Genomic DNA, 25664 nt, shown 5'->3' with positions numbered 1-25664 from the left:
CGCTACAGGTTGCTGTCCTTCCACCGCTCGGTTTCGAAGCTGTTGGCGCCAAAGAACGACAGCGCCGGAATCACCAACAGGAGCACCAGCGCGATGACGAACCAGCTCTCGTTGGGCGTGTCGTGCGTGAGCACGACCTGGTAGCTGACGACCGGCGCCAGGGACGACGGGCCCGCGAGCTTCAGGCCCGGGTCGAACGCGGTGGTCGTCCGCAGCACGTACCGGCCCTTGGGCACCGACGACAGGAACACGCTGCCCTGCTGGCTGCCCTCGCTCCAGGAGCCGTCGCTGTCGCGCCCGTGGTAGTAGCTGACCTCTTCGTAGAAGCTCACCACGTCCTGTGTGTCCTGGTTCACCAGGTCGCCCTGCACGCCCACCCAGGCGTTGTCGAGCGCCTGAGACATGGTGACCTGCGCCCGCACGTTGCCGTCCCGCTGCAGCTCGAAGGGCTGGCTGAAGTGCATGGCGTCGGGGGAGCCGGAGGTCGCGCTCCGGGGCAGCGTCACCCGCATGTCCAGCACCCGCGCGTTGAGCGCCCGCGCGTGGAACACGGCCGACAGGGCGAACAGGCCCAGCAGCCACACCGCCGACCAGCGCAGCGTCCTCATCATCGCCGCGCGGCGCGTGTTGGGCTGGCTGGGTGCGATGCCGCGGGGCCTGGGCAGGGGCTCCTTCAGCTTGAACGCGTCACGCACCTGCTCCGGGGAGAGGTACTCGCCGTGGGTGTAGGTGACTTCGTTGTCGGTGGCGTCCTCGCTCACGGAGTACGGCGGCGCGACGTACTCCGTGGCGCGCGCCTTCTCGCCCTGAAAGACCTTCCAGTAGAACTCGCCCACCACCGCGTCGGTGACGGCGGTGACGGACTGGAAGGCCTTGTAGCGGCGGCCCTCGTAGTGGGCGGACACCTGCGGCACGACGCTCGCGTCACCGGCGGCCATGGGCTTGAGGAACACCCAGTGGCCGTTGGACTCCATCAGCCAGGTGAAGCCGCGCGCAGGGTGGTAGAGCAGGTACTCCATCCACGGGTAGCGCGTGCCCTCCACCACGCACGAGCGCTCCTGGTAGCCGATGCAGATCCACTCCGCGCCGTCGAGCGTGCCCTTCTGTCCCAGCGCGAGGGCCGCCGGCAGCTCCGGCTTCTGGAGCAGCTTGAGGAAGGCCAGCTTGCCTTGCGCCACGCTCATCAGCGCGCCGCAGTACGGGCACGCCACGCGCAGCGTCTGGTCCGGCGCGCGCAGCTCCAGCGGGCCGTTGCAGTTGGTGCAGCGCGCCTGCTGCAGCTGCGCCTTGCGCACGCGCGGGCGCAGCTCCCCGGCGGGGATGCCCAGCTGCGTGAGCTCCAGCTTCTGACCCAGGAACACCTCCGGGTCGCGGTCGCGGGTGCCAAAGTCCAGCGTGACGAACAGGCCGCGCGGGCCGGTGGCGTCCACGTAGTAGCTGTCCGCCTCCGGATCCACGTCGCTGGGGAGCTGTCCTTCCGCGGCGACGACGCGCCCGTGGCCGCGCTCCTCCACCACCAGCGGCCGGTTGCGCAGGCGCAGCCGTCCACCGGGGTGCAGGTCCTGGAGCTGGATGCCCTCCTCCACGCCGGCATCGGAGAGCAGGTGGAAGGCGCCCTCGGACTCGCTGAGCCAGCCGGTGCGGCCGTCCGCCATCTCCACGTACCACTCGTCCCAGGGGCCGGCGCCGTGGTCCTTCTGGAGGTGTCCGACAATCTGATACGCCGTGCCGTTGACGCGGCCCTCCAGGCCCAGGCGCAGCGGGGAGTCGGTTTCCACGATGCGGGCCACGCGGCCGTGGGCCTCCAGCTCCGCGCCCACGCGCGCCACCACCGTCTGGCAGTGGCCGCAGACCACCACCTGCGCGGACCCGACGGAGAACTCCACGCTCGCGCCACACGACGGACACGCCCCCTGCGTCACGCCTCCACCCCTCTCGACAGCTCGCGCACGCGGCAGGACGTGGCGCCCAGGTGCTTCGCGGCCAGCGCGTCGAAGTCCGGACGCGCGCGGGTGCGGCAGCAATAGACGTTGAGCGCGGCGAAGCCGTGCTCCGGGAAGGTGTGGATGGCCAGGTGGCTTTCGGCCAGGAGCGCCAGGCCGGTGACGCCGCCGGGCTCCGGGAAGACGTGCCACTGCGGCTGGCCCACGACCTTCAGGTCCATCAGGACGACGAGTTCCTCGAAGAGGGCCGCCAGCGCGGCCGCGTCCTTGAGCCGCTCCGGCGCGCAGCCGCTCGCGTCAACCAGCCATTCCTGTCCGGTTGTCACAGGGAAAACCTCCGGGGATGGAGTCCTCTTTAACACGCTGGAGCCCGGTCGAAAGCCGCTAGGATGCGCGCCCCATGCGCACCCGATTCCTGACCGCTGGACTCCTCTGCCTCGCCCTGACCGCGTGCTCCAAGGACAAGGAGCAGCCGCCGGCCGCGAAGGCCCCCGCCGCACAGCCCTCCAACTCCCAGGCGGCTACCCGCACGGTGAGCCTGCAGACGGACGCGGCCTCCGCGAAGGGCTTCCAGAAGAAGGCCCTGGAGGGGCAGGACCTCTGGGCCACGATGGAGACGAACCAGGGCACCATCGTGCTCAAGCTCTTCTCCAAGGACGCGCCCAAGACGGTGGCGAACTTCGTGGGCCTGGCCACCGGCGAGCAGCCGTGGATCAACCCCAAGACGGGTGAGCGCGTGGAGGGCAAGCCGCTCTACGACGGCGTCATCTTCCACCGCGTCATCCCCGACTTCATGATTCAGGGCGGCGACCCCACGGGCACCGGCCGGGGCGACCCGGGCTACCGCTTCGCGGACGAGTTCAAGAGCAACCGGGACTTCGACAAGCCGGGCATCCTGGCCATGGCCAACGCGGGCCCGGGCACCAACGGCAGCCAGTTCTTCATCACCACGTCCATGCCGCAGTTCCTCAAGGGGCGGCACACCATCTTCGGTGAGGTGGTGAAGGGCTACGACGACGTGGTGCTGAAGATCGCCAACACGCCGCGCAACCGGCAGGACAAGCCGGACACGGACATGGTCATCCAGCACATCACCATCAGCGACACGCAGCCGTGAGCCTCCGCCCGCGCCACGTGCGCACGAAGCTGGGCGAGCTGAACTGCCACGTGGTGGACGCGCTCCCCGAGGGCGCGGCGCCGCAGCTGGTGGTGGTGTTGAGCCACGGCTTCGGCGCGCCGGGCACGGACCTGGTGGCGCTGGCGCCGGAGCTGCTGATGGCCGCGCCCCGGCTGGCGCAGGCCGTGCGCTTCGTCTTCCCGGAGGCGCTGCTGTCCCTGGACGCGCTCGGCATGCCCGGGGGCCGCGCGTGGTTTGAAATCCCCATGGACATCCTCATGGGCCGGGGACGCGACTGGGCGCGGTACTCCCAGGCCGTGCCGCCGGGGATGCCCGCCGCGCGCCGGGCGCTGATGAGCACGGTGGCGGCGCTCGGGGTGCCCCTGAACCGCGTCGTGCTGGGAGGCTTCAGCCAGGGCGCGATGATGTCCACGGACGTGGCCCTGCGGCTGGAGGAGTGTCCGGCCGGGCTGTGCCTGCTGTCCGGGGCCATGGTCGCGGGGCAGGAGTGGGAGCCGAAGGCGCGGGCCCGGCCGTCGCTGCCGGTGTTCCAGGGGCACGGCCGCCAGGACCCGGTGCTCCCCTACCCGGAGGGCGAGCGCCTGCGCGGGCTGCTGACGGGCGCGGGGCTGCCGGTGGAGTTCCTACCTTTCGACGGCGGGCACACCATCGTCACCGAGGAGCTGGAGCAGCTGGCCGCGTTCCTCGTGAAGCGGCTGGACGGGCGCTGACCCGCGGGACGGAGGCTCGGGGTGTATCAGGCGAAGGAGCTGACGGTGTCCACGCGGGGCCGGGGCCTGGTGGACATCACCGGTGAGGTGCAGAAGGCGGTGAAGGGCTCGGGCATCCGCGAGGGCCTGTGCACGCTGTTCCTGCACCACACCAGCGCGTCGCTGCTCATCAGCGAGAACGCGGACCCCGTCGTCCAGCGCGACCTGGAGGCGTTCTTCTCCCGGCTGGTGAAGGACGGCGACCCGCTGTTCCAGCACGACGCGGAGGGGCCGGACGACATGCCCGCGCACGTGCGCACGGTGCTGACGCAGGTGTCCCTGAGCGTGCCCGTGAAGGACGGAGAAGCGGACCTGGGCACGTGGCAGGGCGTCTACGTCTGGGAGCACCGCACGTCACCGCACCGCCGCCGCGTCACGGTGTCCGTGCTGGGCGGCTAGAGGTCCCGGACGGTGGCGACGACGGCCGCGCTCTTGCGGCGCTTCTTCGGCTCCTCGCGCGCCTGTCCTCGGATGCGCACCCAGGTGCCCGGGTCTTCCGGCCTCGCGTGGGCCATGGACCAGCCGGTGGGCACCTCGGGCGTCGTCCACCCGTAGAGGGCGCGCGCGTCCTTGGGGGCCAGGTTGATGCAGCCGTGGCTCACGGGTTCGCCGAAGCGGTCGTGCCAGTAGGCGGTGTGCAGGGCGAAGTCGCCCTCGAAGAACATGGTCCACGGCACGGTGGCCACGCGGTAGCTGGCGTTGCCCATGGTGCCCGTCATGTCGGCCTCCGCGAACTTCACCCAGATGCGGAAGAGGCCTTCCGGCGTGTCGGTGCCGGGTTTGCCGGAGGAGATGAGCGTGGCGTAGACGGGGCGGTCGCCCTCGTAGGCGATGAGCGTCTGGGCCTCCAGGTCCACGTCCAGCCAGCGCGCGCCGGGCTCCACGATGGACGGCGACGCCAGCGGCCACGCGACGTGCAGGTCGCCGCGCGCCACCCAGTGGTCCTCGGCGATGCGGACCCACTGGCCGTCGGGGGACAGCTCGCGCACGGAGACGAGCGTGCGCGGGGGCAGTACGGTTTCGCGTTCCGCTCTCGCGTCGGGAGCCTTGCGCACCACCACGTCGGTGCGGGGCGCGGCACGGGACTGGGCCCAGGCGAAGGGCATGGACAGGGACGCGAGGGCTTCGGCATCCAGGCCGCTGAAGTCAGAGGGGCGGTGTTCGCGCAGGACGCGCGCCTCGAAGTACTGGCCGTCGGAGGTGCGCCAGAAGGTGCGCCGGCCGACCTTCACCTGCCCCAGGAGCTTCACGGTGACGGAGCCCTTGAGCAGCACGCCCTGCCGTCTCTTCCGGGCGAGCGCGAGGCTCGGGTAGGCGCGCACGCGGCGGCCGACGACGCGCGCGTAGATGCCGGGCGTGAGCGCGCCCTCCTCCACGCGGGGCAGCGGGCGGACGCGGGGCTCGCGGAAGTTCTGTTCCAGGTAGCGTTCGCAGACCCAGCCGCGGGGCTCCAGCTCCACCCACGTCTCGCAGTCCGGTCCGCGCATCGCGCCCTTCCAGCGCACGCGCATGTCCTGGGCCACGGTGCCCAGCGAAGGCGAGTCCTGCCGGGGCTCCGAGCGCACCGCGATGGAGCGGCGCACACGCAGCGAGCCCGCGTCCGGTGAGTAGGGAATGGCGTAGGGCTCCATGCCCGCGTCGACTTCCGCGAGCGGAGCTTCGGCGACGATGTCCTCGTCACCGTCAGTCCCTGGAATGGGCGTTGTCGTGGGCCCGTGAGCATCGGCCCCCGCGTTCGCGACAGGCGCATCGGTCGTGGAACCTGGCCCGTTCGGGTCGGAGCCCACGGCGACATCAGGCGACCCCGGAGCGCTCCCGCCGTCCAGCGCCTGCGCGAGGGCATCCGTCCCCAGCGCAGTGGCGTCATCCGATGCGGAGTCCTCCGCGTCGATCAACGGCTCGCCGTCCGGTCCCAGTTCCAGCACGGGGACCTCGGACTCGGTGATGACCTGCGGTTCCTCTTCGCCGGGCAGGGCTTCGGAGTTCGCGCCGACGGAGGCGGACTGCGACAGCGACGGCTCCAGCGACAGCGCGAGCGCACTGCCCGCGTCCTCCGCCCCCTCCACCATGCCCAGCAGGGCCGGCGCGGTGGCATGCGTGACGCCGCCGTCATCAGCGGGCTCAGGCGCGGTGGCCTGCCATGCGGAGCGCAGCGCCTGCGCGGACTCCGTCGGCGGCGCGGCCTCCGCGTCGGGCGTGGGGGCCTGCGCTGTCACGGTGCCCGCATCCACCGGCGCGATGGGAACGGGGGGCTCCACCGGAGCGCACGCGAAGAGGATCAGGGGGAGTCCGAGGGGGAACCAGCGGCGGCGCATACAGACCGCAACGCTACGGGTCCCCGCTGACATCCTCAACGTCGGCCCAGGTGCGATCTCCTGCGCGCGCAAGCGCCTGGGTGGGCAGGGCATGCGCCCCGAACGGCGATTGCCACGAACGGCGGAAAGTGCCGCCGTGGATCAGCCCCGGCCCTCCGCGGGCGGAATGCCTTCGGGCGCTTCCGGCGCCTCCAGGAGCTTGTAGAGCGTCTTGCGGTCCACGCCCAACAGACGCGCGGCTTCGCTCTTGTTCCCGCCCACGTGCTGGAGCACGTGCGCCGCGTACCGCCGCGACAGCTCCGCGAGGGGCGGCAAATCTCCCGCGAGCCCCGTCAGCCGCTTGGGCGCGTCACCAATGGGCTCCGGGAAGTCCGGCGGCCCCAGCACGCCCGTCACGTTCAGCGCGAGCGCCCGCGCCATCACGTTCTCCAGCTGCCGCACGTTGCCCGGCCAGTCGTACACCGTGAGCCGCGCCATCGCGTCCGCCGTCACCACCGGCCGCACCCCGCCCCGCGCGTGCAGCGACGCGAAGTGCTCCACCAGCGCCGGGATGTCCTCTCGCCGCTCGCGCAACGGCGGCAGGTGCAGGTGCACCACGTCCAGCCGGTACAGCAGGTCCTCGCGGAACACCCCTTCCGCCACCCTCGCCTTCAAGTCCTTGTTCGTCGCCGCCAGCACCCGCACGTCCACCTTCACCGGGACGCTCTCACCCACGCGGCGGATCTCCCCCTCCTGGAGCACGCGCAGGAGCTGCGACTGGACCTTCATCCCCACGTCGCCAATCTCGTCCAGGAACAGCGTGCCGCCGTTGGCCTCCTCGAACAGGCCGCGCCGCGCGCCTGAAGCCCCCGTGAAGCTGCCCTTGGCGTGGCCGAACAGCTCGCTCTCCATCAGCGACTCGGTGATGGCGCCGCAGTCCACCGGGATGAACGGCCCGCCCGAACGCGCCGAGCGCTTGTGCAGCGCCCGCGCCACCATCTCCTTGCCCGTGCCCGTCTCACCGGTAATCAGCACCGGCACGTTGCTCGTCGCCGCGCGGGCGACCTGCTTGTAGACCTCCAGCAGCGCCTGGCTGCGGCCCACCAGCGACGTGCGCTCCACCTGCTTGCGCAGGGTGCGGTTCTCCTCCACCAGCCGCTTCTGCTCCAGCGCCCGCTTCGCCACCCGCATGATGGCGTCCACGTCGAACGGCTTGGACAGGTAGTCGAAGGCGCCCAGCTGGATGCTGTCCAGCGCGCCCTCGATGTTGCCGAACGCCGTCACGACAATCACCGGCGTGTCCGGCAGGTTCGACTTCACCGTCTGGAGCACCTTCAGGCCGTCGCCCGGGTCGGGCATGGCCATGTCCGTGAGGACCAGGTCGAAGGACTGCTCGCCCATCCGCTCCGCCGCGCCCTTGGGGTCCGGCGCCTGCGTCACCGGCCCCAGCACGCCCAGGAGGCGCTGGAGCAGGTCCCGCGCATGCGGATCATCATCGACGACGAGGATTCGGGCTGTGCTCATGAGGCCTTGCGGATGGAGGGGGCGTCGCGCTGCGGCCCGGACTCCACCACAAGCGGCGCCGGAGTGCGCGCCACACGCGCGAACCTCACGCGGATCCGCGTGCCTTTTCCCTCTTCCGAGTGCACCGTGAGCGTGCCGCCGTGCGCCTCCACCACGCGCCGGGTGGTGGCCAGCCCCAGGCCGTGCCCGGGAATGCCCCGCACCTCCGCGGCCCGGAAGAACGGCTGGAACAGCGACGCCTGCGTCGCGGGGCTCATCCCCAGCCCGTTGTCCGTCACCTCCACCACCGCGTCCGCCCCTTCCGTCGCCACCCGCACCTTCACGCGCGGATCCGGCCGCCCCGCCGTGTACTTCACCGCGTTGGACAACAGGTTGCGCGCCACCACCTGGAGCAGCTGCGCCGGACAGTCCACCAGCACGCCCGGCTCCAGCTCGCGCTCCAGCGACACGCCCAGCGCCGTCGCCGTCTGGCTCACCTCCAACAGCAGCGTGCTCACCGCCGTGTCCAGTTCCCCCCTCGTCCCGTCGCCCCGGGTGCCCGCGCGGCAGAAGCGCAGCAGCGCTTCAATGAGCTCGCCCATGCGCACCGCGCTGGATTCACACTGGGAGATCATCTCCAGCGCGCCCGGGTCCTTCACCGCGCCGGAGCGCCGGATGAGCGTCAGGTAGCCCTTGAGCGGGGACAAGGGGCCCATCAGGTCGTGCGCCACGCGCCGGGTGAACGCATCCAGTTCCTGGTTGTGCCGCCCCAGCTCCTCCAGCTGCCCCTGGATGGTGGCGTCCTGGCGCTTGAGCAGGGAGATGATGTGCCAGCCCACCACCATGGACAGCAGGATGGCCAGGAGCGTGGTGACCGCGCCCAGGGCCGTGTTGCGCACCCGGAGCGTGCCCAGCCGGCCCACCAGCACGCGCGCGTCGGACGCGTTCTCCGTGGCGAGCTGTCCCGCCAGCTGGTCCACCTCCGCCGCCAGCGGGCGGATGCTCTCCACCAGGTGGCGCCGGGCGCGCTCCGCGTCGCGCTGCCGTGAGAACACCGCCGCCGCGCGCACCTGATCCGCCAGCCCCTGGCACGCGCCGTTGAAGCGCAGCCAGACCGCCTTCTCCCCGGGCGGCAGGTGGCGCATGTACGCCTCCGAGGACTGGCGGATGCTGCCCAGGATGTCCTCCATCACCGCGTCGGCTTCCTTGCGCTCGGCGTCGCCGCTGGAGCGCACGTGCGCCTCGATGGCGGACTCCAGCGACATCACGTCCACGCGGATGCGGCCGATGAGGCTCGCGCGCTCCAAGGCCTCCAGCACCAGCGCGTCCACCTGATGCCCGGTGCGCACCTCCGTCCAGAGCATGAAGCCGGTGACGCCCGACAGGAGCATCACCACGAAGAAGAAACCCGCGCGGTATCCACGGATGGGGGTCCGCGAGTTCATCGCCACGGGCACGCTCCTTGGGCCATCAGAAGAAGAAGAAACAGCAGGCATCCCGAGGGGACGCCCTCGTGAAACTCACGGCACCGGCCTGTTGGCCTCCGTGGAGGAGGCGCCCGGCAGGGGCGGCTGGGTGCGCCGCCGCGCGCGCTCCAGCGCGGACTCGTACCACACGTCCGACAGCTCCTCGTGCAGCGCCGACAGCTCGCGCTGCCGCGCCAGCAGCTGCGCGTTGTGCTCCTCCAGCGTGTGGCGCTCCGCCTCCAGCCGCGCCAGCTCGTCCGCCGCGGTCGTGCGCGCCTGCTCCGCCTCCGCGCGCGCCTGCTCCGCCTCCGCGCGCTCCTGCGTCAGCTCCTCCAGCGCGGACTCCAGGGCCGCCATCCTCGCCGCCAGGGCCTCGGTGCGCTCACGCTCGGCCTGGTACTCGCGCTGCCAGCGCTCCGTCTCCGACACCTGGGCCTGGAGGCGTTCAGGGGGAATGGTCGCGGCGCATCCCACTCCGAGCCACGCCACACTCCATGCCACCAGCAGGTGCCGCATACGCCATCTCTCCCGACACCTGGCCGCGCGACATGCACGACGAGGACGACCGGGCTTCATGCTCCACTTCGCGGCCCGGCGCGTGGCGCTCGGAACGGACAGGGACGCGGTGCAGCTTGCAGAAGAGCGTCGTTGCCGTCAAAGCACCGTGCGCCTGCTTGGGGAGCTTGCACCCATTGTTGCAATCGCAACTGAGGAGATTCTCCCCATGGCGGATCCGCTCCCACCCGGAGAACCCCGCGAAGTTGCTTGAAACCGTCCCTGGCACGGCGGGTGCTCAAGGTGCTGGCATCAACCGATGCAATCCCGCGTCGGCGTGTCGTCCCCGGAGCCATCCATGAAGACCGTCATCGTCGCCGCCCTGTTCGCCGCCTCCGCCGCGTTCGCCAACACCCCGGCGCCCGCCGCCGCCCCCGCCGCGCAGGCGGCCCCCGCCGCGCAGCCGGCCCCCGCCGCCGAGGCGAAGACCGAGGCCGCCGCCCCCGCCCCCGCGGCGCAGGGTGAGGTGAAGACCGAGACCAAGACCGAGACCAAGGCCGGCAAGAAGGGCACGAAGACCAAGACCGAGAAGAAGACCACCACCGAGACGAAGACCGAGGGCTGAGCCCTCGCGTCACTCGCGCCCCGCCCGCCTCCAAGGGACGGGCAGGACGTGGTGTGCCCGGCAGGGGCGCTCTCTTCACGAGGGCGCCCCTGTTGTCGTTTCGGGGCCTGGGAAGCGGTTTCTCTCCTCTTCAAGTGTTTTCAGTAAAACCACCATTTGACAGGAACAGAGGAATCGCGCATAACAGGACATATGTGGATGGCGGCTCATCCACGACAGGAAGGGGCGCCCCCCTCCCCCCCTTCAAGCGAGACGGTCATGGTGGAAGCGTTCACGAAGGTGTCCGAAGCGTCGCGGTTGCTCCTGGACAAGGGCCTGTGCCCGGCCACGGGTTCGGATGCACTGGGCATGGTGGCCCGCCCGATGAAGGTGGATCGCGCCTGCATCTTCGAGAACCGGACCACGAACCTGGCGGGCCGGTTCCTCACGGACCTGCGCCACGCGTGGGCGGAGCCGGGCGTGGTGTCCCCGCTGGCGCACCCGGTGCTGCGCGCGCTGCCCATGCGCGACTACGCGATGGCGTGGACGGACATGCTGGAGGCGGGGATGGTGGTCAACTGCACCTCGCGCGAGGCGCCGCCGATGATGCGCGAGCTGCTGGAGCGCCAGGGCGTGCAGTCCGTCCTCCTGTGCCCCATCGTCCCGGCCAAGCAGTGGTGGGGGTTCGTGGCGTTCGAGGACTGCCACCAGGCGCGCATCTGGCGCCCGGAAGAGGTGTCCCTGCTCAAGTCGCTGGCGCGGGCCATTGGCGCGTCCGTGCGGCACGCGAGCATGCGCTCCTCGCTGTCGCAGGTGCGCACCAACCTCACCAGCGTGCTGCGCCCCGTCGTCGGGGACACCTGAGCCCACCTCCGGCCCCCCCAGTCCATGGGGGCGTTCGAGGGGGGTCGTACCTGGGTCATGGCCGCCCGCCTTCCTGGCGAGCGGGAGGGGGCCCGAGGGACTGAAGGGGAGCGGTAACGCGGCGCCCCGTTTCTGCTACCCTCGCCGGCCTGCGCCCCGCCCATGTCCTCGTTTGAGCCAACCGCCATCAGTCGTTCCCGGCCTCCTGACCTCGTCAGCGGCTACCGCCTGGAGAAGCTCGTCGGTGCCGGCGGCATGGGAGAGGTCCACAAGGCCACCCAGCTGTCACTCGGCCGCACGGTCGCGGTGAAGCTGCTGAACCCGGAGCTGGCCAAGGACCCATCGTTCATCGCGCGCTTCCAGAAGGAAGCCGCGGCGCTGGCCACCCTGAGCCACCCCCACGTCGTCGCCATCGTCGACAAGGGGAAGACGGACACCACCTACTACCTGGTGATGGAGTTCGTGGACGGGCCGTCCCTGCGCGAGCTCATGCGCAGCCCGTCCATGGAGACGCCGGTGCTGTTGCGCCGGATGCTCGAGATCTGCCGGGCCATCGAGTACGCGCACGGCCGGGGCGTCATCCACCGCGACCTGAAGCCGGAGAACATCCTGCTGGATCAGCAGGCCGGCGGCATCGCGAAGGTGTCCGACTTCGGGCTCGCGTCCTTCCTGGACGACGCGACGGCGGCCTCGCGCTTCGCGCTCACGTCCACGCACGTGTCCATGGGCACCATCTCGTACATGGCGCCCGAGCAGCGCGTGGACGCGAAGAGCGCGGACGCGCGGGCGGACATCTTCTCCCTGGGCGTCATCCTCTACGAGACCTTCACGGGCGAGGTGCCGCTGGGCACCTTCGATCCGCCGTCGCGCAAGCGGCCGGGGCTGGACCCCCGCGTGGACGCCATCGTGATGCGGTGCCTCAAGCCGGATCCCGACGACCGCTATCCGTCCGTCACCGCGCTCATCGCGGACCTGGAGCCGCTCGTTCCGGGCAGCCTGCTGTCCATGCCGCCCCTGCGGCTGACGCGCTGGCAGCGGGCGAAGGCGTCCATGCGCCGCGCGGCGCGCGTGACGGCGCAGACGACCGCGGGCCTGACGGTGCTGGCCGCCGTGGGCGTGCTGGGCGTGACGTACTACCGCAGCGGGCAGGTGCGCCCGCAGCAGCCCATGCCGGGCGCCGCCATGATGGGCGAGCTGGGCTCGGACACGCCTCGCAACGGTCCGGGCCGGGTGGAGGACGTCACCCCGGACAAGCGCCGCGTGACGATGGGGGACGGACCGGACCTGCCGCAGATGCTGGTGGCCGGCCGGACGCTGACCTTCGAGAACAAGGCCCTCGTCTTCCCGCCCGTGGACGACGCCGAAGCGCCGCGCGCGGGCCGCGCCCGCGTGGACGTGGTGGGACTGGTGGGCGGCGTCGCCCGGCTGACCGCGCGCGTGCGCGCGGACGTGGCCCCCCCCACGTGGAAGCGCCGCCTGAAGGCCGTGCTGGAAGGCCCGCCGCCGGAGCCCGTGGCCGCGGTGATGCTGGTGGGCCGTGGCGGGCGCTTCGTGGCGCTCGTGCACCACGGCGTGGGCGCGCCGCTGGCCCTGGAGTGGGGGCTGGGTGAGCGCAGCGGCGCCATGCTGGGCCTCCCGGCTCCCGAGGGCGAGGCCCGGCTGGAGCTGTTCGTCACCGAGGACGGCGTGATGCAGGCCTTCGTCGGTCAGGGGAAGGATCAGCGCGCCATCGCGGAGCCGCTGAACCTGGGCCCGGACTGGCAGGCCCACTTCGGCGAGCCCCCCATGCCGGCCGTCGGCTGCATCGAGGGCACCTGCAGCATCGAGGGGCTCACCTATACGGTGGACCGGCCCGCGGCCGTGTCGGAAGGCCCCGCCACGCCGGTGGTCGTCACTCCCCAGGCGCCGGTGCGCACGGTGGCCGCCAACACGGTGCCGGCGAAGGCGGTGGTGCCCAAGAAGCCCGCCCCCCCGCCCCCGCCCAAGCGCCAGCCGGTCAAGGCGGCCCCCGCCAAGCCGTCCCCGAAGCGCCGCTAGGGGAACGGGCGGGGCCAGTCCCGGACAAGCACCGCAAGGGGAATATGGCCTCTCCGGGGGGATTGCATTATCCCTCGGCTCCCCTATGCGCACCTTCCGTCGCGGCCTGACCGCGCTCGCCCTCGTCGCCGGACTCACCGGCTGCCCCCGGCCCTCCTCCGTCGTCGCGCCCCACGTGCTCGAGTCCGCCGCCGAGCGCGCCGGCCAGGGTGACGCGGAGGCGCGCACGCTCGCGTTCGCGGGCTTCCACGCGTACCTCGTCGCGGGCGACGTGAAGCTCGCGCAGCAGCGCTTCGACGCCGCCGTGCAGAAGGACCCGGGCGACCCGTACGCCCTGCAAGGCCAGGCGCTGCTGGCCCGGCGCAACGGCCAGTCCGACCGCGCGCTCGCCGCGTCGCTGGAGCTGGTGAAGCGCGCCCCGCGCCACCCGGTGGCCGTCATCGCCGCCCGCTACATGCTGGACCGCGTGGGCACCTCGCGCGCGGAGGACGACAACATCCTCAAGGGCGTGGACGCCGGGCTCACCGCGGGCGCCCGGGGGGAGACGGCCTACCTCTTGCGCGCCGCGCGCCTGGCGGTGGCCAACCTCCGCGCGGACACGGCCACCCAGGCCCAGACGCTCAAGGACGTGGGCGGCGCGAGCGAGGCCACGCTGGTGGGGCCCTTCTCGCCCTTCCACGTGCTGGCCATCGACGAGCCCATCGCGCCGGAGAAGGACGGCTCGTTCGCGGGCCCCTTCACGGGCGCGTACGGCCCGCTCGCGGCGCGCACGCTGCGCTCGCCGGACGGCCGGCTGGACCTGGGCGGCGAGCCCGGCCACGGGGACATGTACGCGCTGGGCATCGACGCGGAGGTGGCGGAAGGCGGCGTGTACGTGCTGCGCACGGTGAGCCAGACGTCGCACCGCGTGCTGATGGACGGCGCCCCCGTGCTGGAGCGCCGCGACTGGGCGCGCACCGCGTCCACGGTGAGCGTGCGCGCGCTGGAGCTCCCCGCCGGCAAGCACCGCTTCGTGGTGAAGCTGTCCCGCGACAACACCCAGGGCGGCATCACCTTCGCGCTGGTGAAGGCGGACGGAAGCCCCGCCGGCGTGCGCCTCACCGCCGCCACCGGGCCCGCGCCGCGCTGGAACGCGAGCGCCCCGGGCGAGGTGGACGCCCCGGACATGTACCCGGGCGCGGAGGACCTGGCCCAGGCGCTCCAGGGCGAGGCCGGTGAGACGCTGAGCATCTTCCTCGCGGTGCGCGACGGCCTGGCGCGAGACCCGGACGGCACCCAGCGGCTGATGGCGAAGCTGGAGGCGACGACGCCCGCGCTGCTCACCCTGCGCGCGGAGCAGGCCGCGCAGGACCGGGGCATCCCGTCCAAGGTGGCGCGCGGCCGGGCCACGCGCGACCTGGAGGCGGCGCTGGCGAAGGACCCGTCCAACGTGGCCGCGCTGCTCCTGCGCGCGGACCTCTTCCTGGATGACGGCCAGCCGGCCACCGCGCTGGACACGCTCAAGACGGCGCGCGACGCGGTGAAGCCCGCGGGCTTCCCGGTGCACATCCTCCTGGCCCGCGCCGCGCTGGCGCTGGACGTGGACGCGCAGGCGGAGGTCGCCCTGGCCGCGGCGCTGGAGGCCCAGCCGGGCCTGTGCGAGGCGCTGGGGTTGCAGTACTCGCTGGCGCGCCGGCGCGACGCGGTGGCCCGCACGGACGAGCTGGTGAAGGCCCAGGAGGGCTGCCCCGGCGCGGACGCGCGGCGGGTGGACCACCTGCGCACGCGCGGCGACCTGGACGGCGCGGCGAAGGGCTACACGCAGCTGCTGGCGCAGGACCCGGACAACCTCACCACCGCCGCGGCGCTCTCCAGCATCTACCTGAGCCAGCGCCGCTACGACGACGCGGCGAAGGTGCTCCAGGCGCAGGCCCGCGTGTGGCCGCGCAACGCGGAAATCCTCAAGCGGCTGGCGGACGTGCGGGAGTACGCGGGCCAGGGACAGGAGGCGCTGAAGCTGCGCGAGCAGGCGCTGAGGCTGGACGGCACGGACCTGTCGCTGCGCCGCGCGGTGGAGCGCGCGAAGACGGGCAAGGAGCTGCTGGCGGCGTACGCAATCGACGGCAAGGAGGCGCTGAAGGCCTACGAGGCGGCGCCCGTGACGGGCGGCAGCGCGGCGGCGTACGTGCTGGACGCGGCGGCGGTGCAGGTCTACCCGGACGGCTCGCTCGTCAACCGCATCCACACCATCCAGAAGGCGCTGGAGCAGTCGGGCGTGCAGGAGATCGCCGAGGTGAACATCCCGCGCGGCGCCCAGGTGCTGGCGCTGCGCACCCTCAAGGCCGACGGCCGCGTGCTGGAGCCGGAGAACATCGAGGGCAAGGACACCATGAGCCTGCCGGGCGTGCAGGTCGGTGACTCCGTGGAGGTGGAGTACCTCTTGCCCGAGAGCGACCGCGGCCCCGCGCAGCCGGGCTTCACCGCGTCCGCGTTCTACTTCCAGATCGCCAACCAGCCGAACGCGTGGAGCACGTACACCGTCGTCGCCCCCAAGGGCAGCGGCATGAAGGTGGACGCGCACGGCATGAAGGCGCCGCCGCCGGAGGTGAAGGGCGACGTGGAGGTCTTCCACTACGACGCGCGCCGCGTGCCGCCGTTCATCCCGGAGCCGGACGCGCCGCCCTCCGGCAACGAGTACCTGCCCTTCGTCATGGTGGGCGCGGGCGAGACGGGCAACGACGGCCTGGCGCGCGTGTACGGCGACGCGTTCCAGGACCGGTGGCTGCGCACTTCCGAAGTGGAGGCCTTCGCGCGCAAGGCCACGGAGGGCAAGAAGGGCCTGGACGCGGTGAAGGCGCTGCACGCCGCGGTGATGAAGCGCTTCTCCGGCCGCGACGCGAGCCTCGCGCAGTCCGCCGCCTCCACCGTGGCGCAGGACCGCGGCAGCCGGCTCACCGTGATGAAGGCGGGCCTGGAGACGCTGGGCATCCCCTCGCGCGTCGCCGCGATCCGCACCTTCAACACCGACCCCGCGCCCTACCTCTTCCCGGCGGACGCGCTCCTGCCCTACGCGGCGCTGCGCGTGGAGGTGCCGGGGGAGGACCCGGTGTGGGTGGACACGTCCGTGCGCTACGGCCCCTTCGGCGAGCTGCCGGAGGCCGCCATGGGCGAGCGTGAGGCGTACCTGCTGCCGGAGCCCGGCAAGCCCCTGCTGAAGGTGAAGACGCCGCCGCTCAAGCCGCGCGCGGGCAAGGACGTGAAGCTCACCCTGGAGCTGGGCGCCGACGGCAGCCTCAAGGGCCAGGGCGAGGAGACGTACTCCGGCTTCGACGCCGCCCAAATCGCGGAGGCCTTCGAGCAGCTCTCCGCGGAGAGCCGCAAGCAGGCGCTCCAGGGCGCGGTGGCGCGCTACTTCGGCGGCGCGGAGCTGGCCTCCGTGAAGCTGGAGCACGAGGAGGCCGTGGGCGCGCCCTTCGTGCTGCGCTACGCGTTCACCGTGCCGCGCTTCGGACGCATGGAGGGCGACAGCCGCATGGCGCTGGGCCCCCTCACCTTCCCCGCCCTGCTGGGCCGGCGCTACGTGCAGCTGTCCACGCGCACCACGCCGCTCTACATCGACGACACGGAGGCCAGCCGCACGAACGTCGCCCTCACCCTGCCCCAGGGCTGGAAGCTCAGCGACCCGCAGGCGAGCCTGAAGGTGGACAGCCAGTTCGGCCACTTCACCCGCACGGAGAAGCAGGACGGGCGCACGCTCAGCATCGCGGAGTCCATCCACATGCCCCGCGCCCGCGTCACCCCGGCGGAGTACGAGAAGTTCTCCGCCTTCGCCGGCGACGTGGACCTGCTCCAGGTGCGCGAGCTGTTCCTCGTGAAGCAGTAGGCGTCACGGTGCTCCGCGCATCACGTCAGTGGTGCGCGGAGCCGGGCTCGGACATCTTGCCTAGGGCTGCTGGAAGATGGCGACGGTGGGCGTGCCGTCCTCGCCGATGTAGCCGCGGTACATGCCGCTGGAGTTGAAGGGCATGGCCACGTGGCCCTGGCGGTCCATGGCGATGACGCCGCCCTCGCCGCCGGCCTTCACCAGCACGTCGTTGACGACGTAGCTGGCGGCCTCCGGGAGCGGCAGGTCCTGGTACTCGACGCGGGCGCAGATGTCGCGCGCCACGGTGTAGCGGATGAAGAACTCGCCGTGGCCCGTGGCGGAGACGGCGCAGCGCTCATCCGCGTAGGTGCCCGCGCCGATGATGGGCGAGTCCCCCACCCGGCCGAAGCGCTTGTTGGTCATGCCGCCCGTGGACGTGCCCGCCGCGAGGTTGCCGTCCATGTCCAACGCCACCGCGCCCACCGTGCCGAACTTGTGGTCCCCCGTGATGGGGTCCACACCCGGCGTCAGTGACGAGCCGGGCTGCGGCTGCGCCGGCGTCGCGGGCTGGCCCTGCTTCGACGGCGGAGGCTGCGTCGACGCGGGCGGCTGCGCTGGTGATGACGGCTGAGCGGGCGCTACCGGCTGTCCGGGCGTCGCGGGCGTCGCGCCTTGCGTGGGCGGCTGCGCGGGCGTCGCGGGCTGCGCGGGCGGCTGCGCGGGTGACTGGCCCTGCGTGGAGGGCTGCCCCTGTTCCGCGGGCGGCGCACCCTTCGCACGCTCCTGCTCCAGCGCGCGCTGGAGGCCCTGCCAGCGCTCCTCCGTGTAGAAGTACTTCGCGTCCACCAGGGGCATGCCCTGCGACTGCGCGAAGGCCTCCGCCCCGTCGCCCACCATCATCACGTGGGGCGACTTCTCCATCACCCGCCGCGCCAGGTCGATGGGGTTCTGGATGTGATGGACACCGGCCACCGCGCCGGCCATGCGCGTCCTGCCGTCCATCACCGCCGCGTCCAGCTCGTTCACGCCGTCGTGGTTGAACACCGCGCCCTTGCCGGCGTTGAAGTACGGCGAGTCCTCCAGCACGCGGATGGCCGCCGTCACCGCGTCCAGGCTGCGGCCTCCCTTCGCCAGCACCGCGTGCCCCGCCTGGAGCGCTTCCGTGAGCGCCGCGCGCATCGCGGCCTCGCGCTCCGGGGTCAGGTTCTCGCGTGAAATCACGCCCGCGCCGCCGTGGATGACCAGCCCCCACTTCGGCTTCACGCGCGGCGGTTCATCCGTGCGCAGGGCCGCCTCGTCACGCGCGGCGCCCGCCTGCGACGACGTGGCGCAGCCCAGGGGGGCCAGCAGCAGCGCGGTGCTCGCGAGCAGGCCGCGGTGCATCCGGGAAGAGAACGAGGGGGACATGCCGTGCGCCTCCAGAAGGGAACGTGTGTCGTAGAGCCGTTCCCCTCAAGCGTCCAGCGCCGCCGCATGCCGCGCCGCACCAGCCACCAGAGGGATTTCACCCCGTCGACACCCCGAGCGCCCGCCTGTCCGCCTGCCCTCCGCTTCCCCTCCCAGGAGGGCATGTCCACCGTGCAGGTTTGGGTTGTAGGGCATCGACGGACATCGTGGAGGACGGGGCAATGAAGACGCTGAAGGGGATGCGGGTGGCCGTACTGGCGGCGGATGGCTTCGAGCAGGTGGAGCTGACGCGGCCGGTGAAGCGCCTGGAGAAAGAGGGCGCGAGCGTCACCATCGTCTCCCTCCACAAGGGCCGCATCCGGGGCATGAACCTGCTGGTGCCCGGACGCAAGGTGCGCGTGGACGCCACCCTGCGCGAGGTGAAGGCCGCGGACTTCGACGCGCTGCTCCTGCCCGGCGGCTTCATGAACCCGGACTTCCTGCGGCAGAGCGCCCTGGCGCTGGACTTCGTGAAGGACGCGGACCTGCTGGACATGCCCATCGCGGTCATCTGTCACGGGCCGTGGCTGCTCGCGTCGGCGGGGCTCCTGGAGGGCCGCCACGTGACGTCCTGGCCGGGCATCCGCAACGACATGGAGAACGCGGGCGCGCACTGGACGGACGAGCCCGTGGTGCGCGACGGCAACTGGGTGTCCAGCCGGGGACCGCACGACCTGCTCGCCTTCGAGCACGCGATGGTGGGGCTCTTCGCGGAGCGCATGTCGCCCGCCATCACCCGCCGCGCCACGGAGGAAGCCGCGCCGCGCTGGCCCCGGTGGCTCGCGGGCGGACTCGCCGCCGCGGCCACGGTGGGCCTGGTCGCACGCGGCAGGAAGGCCCTGGTCTAGCGAGCAGGGCCCGGGGCCTTCACATCCAACCCAGCTGGAGCCGCGCCACGTCCGACATGCGGCTCTGGTCCCACTGCGGCTCCCAGACGAGCTCCACGTTCGCCTCCTTCACGCCGGGCAGCGCGGACACCTTGGAGCGCACGTCCTCCACCAGCACCTGCCCCATGCCGCAGCCGGGCGCGGTGAGCGTCATCTCGATGTCCACGCGCTGCCCGCCCTCGTCCAGCGGCGTGGCCTTGCAGGTGTACACCAGGCCCAGCTCCACGATGTTCACCGGGATCTCCGGGTCGTAGACCGTCCGGAGCTGTTCCCAGACCTGCTCCTCGTGAAACTCGCCTGGCGTGACGCTCTCATCCGTCGCCTTGGCCTTGGCGGCGTACTCCTCGCCCAGCGCGTCCGCGTTCTTCTCGTCGATGCGGAACAGCTGGCCGTACGGGTCCTGCACCGTGACGTTGCCGCCCAGCGTCTGCACCACCGTCAACTCCGAGCCCGCCGGCAGCAACACCTTGTCCCCGCTGGGGATGAGCATCGCGTCCACGTCGCGCTCGATGACCGTCATCGCGCCTCGCATGTCCCCTCCCTACTCCGTCGACACCGACGTGGAGCGGCCATCCAGCGCCGCGTGCAGCGTGTGCCACGCCAGGCTCGCGCACTTCACCCGCGCCGGGAACTCGCTCACGCCCGACAGCACCGCGAGCTTGCCCAGCGACTCCGGATCCACCTTGTCCGGCCCCTCCGTCACCAGCGTGTGCACGCGCTCGAAGAGGGCCTCGGCCTCCTCGCGCGTCTTGTCCTTCACCGCGCCCGTCATCAGCGACGCGGACGCCTTGGAGATGGCGCAGCCCTGGCCCTGGAAGCCGATGTCGCGGATGACGCCGTCCTCCAGCTTGAGCGTCACGGAGAGCTGGTCGCCGCACAGCGGGTTGTAGCCCTCCGCCGCGCAGGTGGCGCCCTCCACCACCCGGAAGTTGCGCGGGCGCTTGGAGTGCTCCAGCACCACCTCCTGGTACAGGTCCTTGAGGTCGGAGCTCACGCGAACACCTCCTTCACCTTGTGCAGGCCCTTCACCAGCGCGTCCACGTCCTCGCGCGTGTTGTAGAGCGCCAGCGACGCTCGCGCGGTGGCCGCCACCCCGAAGCGCTGCATCAGCGGCTGGGCGCAGTGGTGCCCGGTGCGGATGCAGATGCCCTCCTGGTCCAGGATGGTGCCCACGTCGTGCGGGTGGACGTCCTCCAGCGTGAAGGACAGCACCCCCGTCTTGCACGGCGCCGTGCCCACCAGCTTCAGCCCCGGCACCGACGCCAGCGCCTCCGTCGCGTACGCGAGCAGCCACTGGTCGTGCTGGGACACGTTCTGCATGCCCACGGCCTCCAGGTAGCGGATGGCCGCGGCCAGCCCCACCGCGCCCGCCATGTCCGGCGTGCCGGCCTCGAAGCGGTGCGGCACGCGGTTGTAGACGGTCTTCTCCATCGTCACGGAGAGGATCATGTCCCCGCCGCCCTGGTACGGCGGCAGCGACTCCAGCATGGACAGCTTGCCGTACAGCACGCCGATGCCCGTGGGCCCGAAGAGCTTGTGCCCGCTGAAGGCGTAGAAGTCACAGCCCAGGTCCTGCACGTCCACCGGGAAGTGCGTCACCGACTGCGCCCCGTCCACCAGCACCGGGATGTTCTTCGCGTGCGCCTTGGCCACCAGCTCCTTGATGGGGTTCACGGAGCCCAGCGCGTTGGACACGTGGGTGATGGCCAGCAGGCGCGTCCGCTCCGTGAGCAGCGCGTCCACGGCGTCCATCTGGAGCTCGCCGCGCTCGTCCACGGGAATCACGCGCAGCTTCGCGCCCGCCGCGTCGCACACCATCTGCCAGGGCACGATGTTGGAGTGGTGCTCCATGGCGGAGATGAGCACCTCGTCGCCCGGGCCCACGTGCTTGCGGCCGTAGGTGGCGGCCACCAGGTTGATGGCCTCCGTGGTGCCGCGCACGAAGATGACCTCGCGCACGTCCTTCGCATGGATGAAGCGGCGCACCGTCTCGCGCGCGTCCTCGAAGGCCTGCGTGGCGCGCTCGGAGAGGATGTGCACGCCGCGGTGCACGTTGGCGTTGTCGTGCGTGTAGTAGCGCGTGATGGCGTCCAGCACCGCCTGCGGCTTCTGCCCCGTGGCGGCGCTGTCCAGGTACACCAGCGGCCGGCCCCGCACCTCCTGCCGGAGGATGGGGAAGTCCGCGCGCACCCGCGCGAGGTCGAATCCAGGGCCGCTCATCCCATCACCTCCGTCCGGGCAGCGCCCGGCAGCTTTCCCGCGAGCAGTTCCTCCACCTGCGCGCGCACCGGCCCCTCCGGCACCGCGCGCACCAGCTCGCTCGCGAACGCCTGCGTCAGCATCCGCTCGGCCTCCGCCTTCGGGATGCCGCGCGAGCGCAGGTAGAACAGCGCGTTGTCATCCAACCGGCCCACCGCCGTACCGTGGGCGCACTTCACGTCGTCCGCGAAGATCTCCAGCTGCGGCCGGGCGTCCACCTGCGCGCCCTCGGAGAGCAGCAGGTTGCGGCTCGTCTGGCTGGCGTCCGTCTTCTGCGCGTCCTCGCGCACGCGGATCTTCCCGTGGAAGGTGCCGCGCGCGCGGTCATCCAGCACGCCCTTGTAGAGCTCGCGGCTGGAGCAGTGCGGCACCGCGTGGTCCAGGTCCGTGCGGTTGTCCAGGTGCTGCGTGCCCCGGCCCACGAACAGGCCGTTGAGCACGCACTCGCCTCCCTCGCCCGCGAAGGCCGCGTGCACTTCGTTGCGAGCGAGCGCCCCACCGAACGAGAACGCGTGCGACTGGAAGCGGCTGTCGCGCCCCTGCCGCGAGTACAGCCCGCCCAGGTGCACCGCCGTGTCGCCCTCCGCCTGGAGCTTGAAGTGGCGCAGGCTGGCGTTGTCGCCCAGCGACACCTCCGTCACCGCGTTGGTGAACGTCGCCCCGGAGCCCAGCCCCGCGTACGTCTCCACCAGCGTGGCCTCGCTGCCCTCGCCCGCCACCACGACGATGCGCGGGCTGGCCAGCACCGGCCCGTCGCCGCCGCGCGCGAGGAACAGCAGCTGCACCGGCACCTCGCTCAAGGCCCGGGGCGCGAGCGTGAGCAGCGCGCCCTCCTCCAGCAGCGCCGCGTTGAGCGACGTGAAGGCATGCGCCGACGGCCGGGAGAGCTGGCCCAGCGTCTCCTGCAACAGCGCGCCGTCCTCGCGCAGCGCCTGCGACAGCGGCTTGAGCACCACGCCGCGAGGCAGGCCGGAGAGCACCGACAGCGCCGGCACGAATCTCCCGTCCACGAACACGAGCCGGGGACCGGGCAGCGCCAGCCGCGCCACCGCCTGGGCCACGTCCTCACCCGTGGCGACAGCCTGCACGGGCTGGAAGGGCTGCGACGACAGTGTGGCCACGGGCGTGTACTTCCACTCCTCGTCCCTGGACGTGGGCAGGCCGCGCGCCTGGAACTGGCTCAGGCCCTCCTCACGAAACGACTGAAGCCACGCGGGCGCATCCCCGCGCGCCTGGAAGGCCCGGGCCACGTCGGCGTAGTGGGCCGCGCTCATGGCCGGGCCTCCTTCGCCTTGCCGGCGGCGCCGCCCTCCCCGCCAATCCAGCCGTAGCCCTTCTCCTCCAGCTCCAGCGCCAGCTCGCGTCCACCCGAGCGCACGATGCGGCCCGCCGCCATCACGTGCACGTGGTCCGGCACGATGTAGTCCAGGAGCCGCTGGTAGTGGGTAATCACCACCATGGCGCGGTCCTTCGCGCGCAGCGCGTTCACGCCGCCCGCGACGATGCGCAGGGCGTCGATGTCCAGGCCCGAGTCCGTCTCATCCAGCAGCGCCAGCCGGGGCTGGAGCACCGCCATCTGGAAGATCTCGTTGCGCTTCTTCTCTCCGCCGGAGAAGCCCTCGTTCACGGAGCGGTTCATGAACGCCGCGTCCAGCTGCACGAGCTTCGCCTTCTCCTTGGCCAGCTGGAGGAAGTCCATCGCGTCCAGCTCTTCCTCGCCCTTCGCGCGGCGCTGCGCGTTGAGCGCCGTGCGCAGGAAGTGCAGGTTGCCCACGCCCGGAATCTCCACCGGGTACTGGAACCCCAGGAACACGCCCGCCTTCGCGCGCTCCTCCGGCAGCGTGCCGAGCAGGTCCTTGCCGTCGAAGCGCACGGAGCCCTTCGTCACTTCATACGTCTCACGCCCCGCCAGCACGCCCGCGAGCGTGCTCTTGCCGGAGCCGTTGGGCCCCATGATGGCGTGCACCTCGCCGGCGCCAATCTCCAGATGGATGCCCTTGAGGATGTCCTTGCCGCCCACGCGGGCGTGCAGGTCCTGGATGCTCAACAACGACGCCATCACCCGACGCTCCCTTCCAGACTCACGCCCAGGAGCTTCTGCGCTTCCACCGCGAACTCCATGGGCAGTTCCTTGAAGACCTGACGGCAGAAGCCGTTCACGATCATCGACACCGCGTCCTCCTGCGAGATGCCGCGCTGCCGGCAGTAGAAGAGCTGGTCCTCGCCAATCTTCGACGTGGACGCCTCGTGCTCCACCTGCGCGGTCGCGTTCTTCACCTCGATGTACGGCAGCGTGTGGGCGCCGCACTCGTCGCCCAAGAGCAGCGAATCGCACTGCGTGTAGTTGCGTGCGTTCGCCGCGCTCTTGAGCATCTTCACCTGGCCCCGGTACGTGTTCTGCCCGCGGCCGGCGGAGATGCCCTTGGACACGATGGTGGACCGGGTGTTCTTCCCGATGTGCACCATCTTCGTGCCCGTGTCCGCCTGCTGCCGGTGGTTGGTGAGCGCCACCGAGTAGAACTCGCCCACCGAGTCATCCCCCTTGAGGATGACGCTGGGGTACTTCCACGTAATCGCCGAGCCCGTCTCCACCTGGGTCCATGAAATCTTGGCGCGCTGGTGCGCGATGCCGCGCTTGGTGACGAAGTTGTAGATGCCGCCGCGCCCTTCCGCGTCGCCCGGGTACCAGTTCTGCACCGTGCTGTACTTGATGGACGCGCCGTCCAGCGCCACCAGCTCCACCACCGCCGCGTGCAGCTGGTTGGTGTCGCGCATGGGCGCGGTGCAGCCCTCCAGGTAGCTCACGGAGGCGCCTTCATCCGCGATGAGCAGCGTGCGCTCGAACTGGCCCGTGTCCGCCGCGTTGATGCGGAAGTACGTGGACAGCTCCATGGGGCACTTCACGCCCTTGGGCACGTAGCAGAACGAGCCGTCGCTGAAGACCGCGGAGTTGAGCGCCGCGAAGAAGTTGTCGGAGAAGGGCACCACCGTGCCCAGGTAGCGCTCCACCAGCTCCGGGTGCTCGCGCACCGCTTCGGAGAACGAGCAGAAGATGACGCCCGCCTTGTAGAGCTTCTCCCGGAACGTGGTGGCCACCGACACGGAGTCGAAGACGGCATCCACCGCGACGTTCTGCAGGCGCTTCTGCTCCTCCAGCGGGATGCCCAGCTTCTCGTAGGTGCGGAGGATTTCCGGGTCCACCTCCGACAGGCTGTCCTTCTTCGGCTTCTGCTTCGGCGCCGAGTAGTAGCGGATGGCCTGGTAGTCGATGGGGTGGTACTTCACCGCCTGCCACGTCGGCTCCTTCAGCGTGAGCCAGTGGCGGTACGCCTTCAGGCGCCACTCCAGCATGAAGGCCGGCTCGTTCTTCTTCGCGGACAGCACGCGGATGACGTCCTCGTCCAGGCCGGGTGGCAGCGTGTCCGCCTCCACCTGGGTGACGAAGCCCGCCTGGTAGCCCTTGCGCGTCAGCTCCTGGATGGTTTCGGTGCTGCTCATGAACGGACTCCCGTGGCGGAAGCAGGAAGGGCCGCGGACGTCGGCAGGCCCAGGCCCACCAGCCGCTCCGGCATGCGGGGCGCGGGCGCGCGCAGGTCCGCGAGCGTCAGCTTCCCCAGCGCTTCCTGGATGGCTTGATTGATGAGGCGCCAGTGGCCGCGCACCTGGCAGACGGCCTCCAGCTCACAGGGGCCCGCGGGCTTGCCCTGGTGCTGGCCACACTCCGTGAGGGACACCGGCCCCTCCAGCGCGGACACCAGCTCCGCCAGCGAGATGGCCTCCGCCGGACGCGACAGGCCGTAGCCGCCGTTCGCCCCCCGGTGCGACACCACCAGCCCCGCCTGCAAGAGCCCCTTCAGGACCTTGCTCGCGGACGGAAGGGCGACATGCGTGCGCGCCGCCAGCTCTCGCGTGGTGCGGGTTTCCCCGTCCGCGCGCGCCAGCTCGGTCATCAGCACGATGCCGTAGTCGGTCATCTTGCTCATCCGGAGCATGTGTGGGGTGTCTCCTGTGGCTGTCCACGGGCCCGATGCCCGCGACGGCCTCTTATGTAATGTGGACCGGTCCAGTCCACATTCAAATCCAGAGCGCTTCCCTGCCCGTCACGTCGGGTGCGGGTTCGCGGCACTCCACCGGG

At 71.5% G+C, this 25664-nt stretch carries 22 protein-coding genes; 8 read left to right on the top strand and 14 right to left on the bottom strand.

Going from position 1 to position 25664, the window contains the following annotated elements; genetic code table 11:
* Positions 1-2 precede the first annotated feature (2 nt).
* Positions 3-1922 carry a DUF4178 domain-containing protein gene (locus tag NR792_RS32905; RefSeq protein ID WP_375756666.1) on the bottom strand — a complete coding sequence of 640 codons (1920 nt, stop codon included), beginning with the start codon at positions 1920-1922 and terminating at the stop codon, positions 3-5.
* Positions 1919-2269, bottom strand: a complete 351-nt coding sequence (speD, locus tag NR792_RS32900) for an adenosylmethionine decarboxylase (RefSeq protein ID WP_120525197.1) — start codon at positions 2267-2269, stop codon at positions 1919-1921. Before speD ends, NR792_RS32905 begins: the two co-directional genes overlap by 4 nt.
* Before the next feature lie 74 nt (positions 2270-2343).
* Here speD and NR792_RS32895 point away from each other — a divergent pair, with 74 nt between their 5' ends.
* From NR792_RS32895 to NR792_RS32885, 3 genes are read left to right on the top strand one after another with little or no spacing between them, the layout of a single operon-like run.
* Positions 2344-3060: a peptidylprolyl isomerase gene (locus tag NR792_RS32895; protein ID WP_375756665.1), complete on the top strand. Its 717-nt coding sequence runs from the start codon at positions 2344-2346 to the stop codon at positions 3058-3060.
* Positions 3057-3791, top strand: coding sequence for an alpha/beta hydrolase (locus NR792_RS32890; RefSeq protein ID WP_375756664.1), 735 nt, complete (start codon positions 3057-3059; stop codon positions 3789-3791). The genes NR792_RS32895 and NR792_RS32890 overlap by 4 nt, the downstream gene beginning before the upstream one ends.
* A 21-nt stretch (positions 3792-3812) precedes the next feature.
* Complete coding sequence (locus tag NR792_RS32885) at positions 3813-4229, top strand: secondary thiamine-phosphate synthase enzyme YjbQ (protein ID WP_375756663.1); 417 nt, start codon at positions 3813-3815, stop codon at positions 4227-4229.
* On the opposite strand, the gene NR792_RS32880 is transcribed toward NR792_RS32885, so the two are convergent.
* The 4 genes from NR792_RS32880 to NR792_RS32865 form a co-directional block, all read right to left on the bottom strand.
* Positions 4226-6046, bottom strand: a complete 1821-nt coding sequence (locus NR792_RS32880; RefSeq protein WP_375756662.1) for a L,D-transpeptidase family protein — start codon at positions 6044-6046, stop codon at positions 4226-4228. The two genes, NR792_RS32885 and NR792_RS32880, sit on opposite strands and share 4 nt — an antisense overlap.
* Positions 6047-6286: 240 nt before the next feature.
* Positions 6287-7648, bottom strand: a complete 1362-nt coding sequence (locus NR792_RS32875; protein WP_375756661.1) for a sigma-54-dependent transcriptional regulator — start codon at positions 7646-7648, stop codon at positions 6287-6289.
* Complete coding sequence (locus NR792_RS32870) at positions 7645-9072, bottom strand: ATP-binding protein (RefSeq protein ID WP_375756660.1); 1428 nt, start codon at positions 9070-9072, stop codon at positions 7645-7647. The genes NR792_RS32875 and NR792_RS32870 overlap by 4 nt, the downstream gene beginning before the upstream one ends.
* A gap of 75 nt (positions 9073-9147) precedes the next feature.
* Positions 9148-9582 (bottom strand): hypothetical protein, encoded by a 435-nt coding sequence (locus tag NR792_RS32865; RefSeq protein ID WP_375756659.1) that lies wholly within the window; start codon positions 9580-9582, stop codon positions 9148-9150.
* 364 nt (positions 9583-9946) lie between these two features.
* Between NR792_RS32865 and NR792_RS32860 the strand changes: the two genes are divergently transcribed.
* From NR792_RS32860 to NR792_RS32845, 4 genes are all read left to right on the top strand, one after another.
* On the top strand, positions 9947-10213 hold the full coding sequence (locus tag NR792_RS32860; protein ID WP_375756658.1) for a hypothetical protein: 267 nt from the start codon (positions 9947-9949) through the stop codon (positions 10211-10213).
* Between the two features lie 258 nt (positions 10214-10471).
* The gene (locus tag NR792_RS32855) at positions 10472-11056 is read left to right on the top strand and encodes a GAF domain-containing protein (protein ID WP_375756657.1); all 585 of its coding nucleotides are present in this window, start codon (positions 10472-10474) and stop codon (positions 11054-11056) included.
* A gap of 162 nt (positions 11057-11218) precedes the next feature.
* On the top strand, positions 11219-13093 hold the full coding sequence (locus NR792_RS32850; protein WP_375756656.1) for a serine/threonine-protein kinase: 1875 nt from the start codon (positions 11219-11221) through the stop codon (positions 13091-13093).
* 85 nt (positions 13094-13178) lie between these two features.
* Positions 13179-16955, top strand: coding sequence for a tetratricopeptide repeat protein (locus tag NR792_RS32845; protein WP_375756655.1), 3777 nt, complete (start codon positions 13179-13181; stop codon positions 16953-16955).
* A 60-nt stretch (positions 16956-17015) separates the two neighbouring features.
* On the opposite strand, the gene NR792_RS32840 is transcribed toward NR792_RS32845, so the two are convergent.
* The gene (locus NR792_RS32840) at positions 17016-18344 is read right to left on the bottom strand and encodes an isoaspartyl peptidase/L-asparaginase (RefSeq protein WP_375756654.1); all 1329 of its coding nucleotides are present in this window, start codon (positions 18342-18344) and stop codon (positions 17016-17018) included.
* A 221-nt stretch (positions 18345-18565) separates the two neighbouring features.
* Between NR792_RS32840 and NR792_RS32835 the strand changes: the two genes are divergently transcribed.
* A complete protein-coding gene (locus NR792_RS32835; protein ID WP_375756653.1) occupies positions 18566-19231 on the top strand; it encodes a type 1 glutamine amidotransferase domain-containing protein in 666 nt (221 codons plus the stop codon).
* A gap of 19 nt (positions 19232-19250) precedes the next feature.
* Here NR792_RS32835 and sufT read toward each other — a convergent pair whose 3' ends face one another.
* From sufT to NR792_RS32800, 7 genes are read right to left on the bottom strand one after another with little or no spacing between them, the layout of a single operon-like run.
* Positions 19251-19802, bottom strand: coding sequence for a putative Fe-S cluster assembly protein SufT (sufT, locus tag NR792_RS32830; protein ID WP_375756652.1), 552 nt, complete (start codon positions 19800-19802; stop codon positions 19251-19253).
* Between the two features lie 9 nt (positions 19803-19811).
* Entirely contained in the window at positions 19812-20264 is a 453-nt protein-coding gene (sufU, locus tag NR792_RS32825) for a Fe-S cluster assembly sulfur transfer protein SufU (RefSeq protein ID WP_143897780.1), read from the bottom strand.
* Positions 20261-21490 (bottom strand): SufS family cysteine desulfurase, encoded by a 1230-nt coding sequence (locus NR792_RS32820; protein ID WP_375756651.1) that lies wholly within the window; start codon positions 21488-21490, stop codon positions 20261-20263. Before NR792_RS32820 ends, sufU begins: the two co-directional genes overlap by 4 nt.
* Positions 21487-22803: a Fe-S cluster assembly protein SufD gene (sufD, locus tag NR792_RS32815; RefSeq protein WP_375756650.1), complete on the bottom strand. Its 1317-nt coding sequence runs from the start codon at positions 22801-22803 to the stop codon at positions 21487-21489. Before sufD ends, NR792_RS32820 begins: the two co-directional genes overlap by 4 nt.
* Entirely contained in the window at positions 22800-23588 is a 789-nt protein-coding gene (gene sufC, locus NR792_RS32810) for a Fe-S cluster assembly ATPase SufC (protein ID WP_375756649.1), read from the bottom strand. Before sufC ends, sufD begins: the two co-directional genes overlap by 4 nt.
* The gene (sufB, locus tag NR792_RS32805; protein WP_375756648.1) at positions 23588-25027 is read right to left on the bottom strand and encodes a Fe-S cluster assembly protein SufB; all 1440 of its coding nucleotides are present in this window, start codon (positions 25025-25027) and stop codon (positions 23588-23590) included. The genes sufC and sufB overlap by 1 nt, the downstream gene beginning before the upstream one ends.
* Positions 25024-25521 carry an SUF system Fe-S cluster assembly regulator gene (locus NR792_RS32800; protein WP_375756647.1) on the bottom strand — a complete coding sequence of 166 codons (498 nt, stop codon included), beginning with the start codon at positions 25519-25521 and terminating at the stop codon, positions 25024-25026. The genes sufB and NR792_RS32800 overlap by 4 nt, the downstream gene beginning before the upstream one ends.
* Positions 25522-25664: the final 143 nt, after the last annotated feature.

The sequence above is a fragment of the Corallococcus exercitus genome (assembly GCF_042231735.1).
GTDB lineage: Bacteria > Myxococcota > Myxococcia > Myxococcales > Myxococcaceae > Corallococcus > Corallococcus exercitus_B.
Note: the sequence above shows the minus strand (reverse complement) of the source record. Positions and strands in the feature narration are given on the sequence as shown.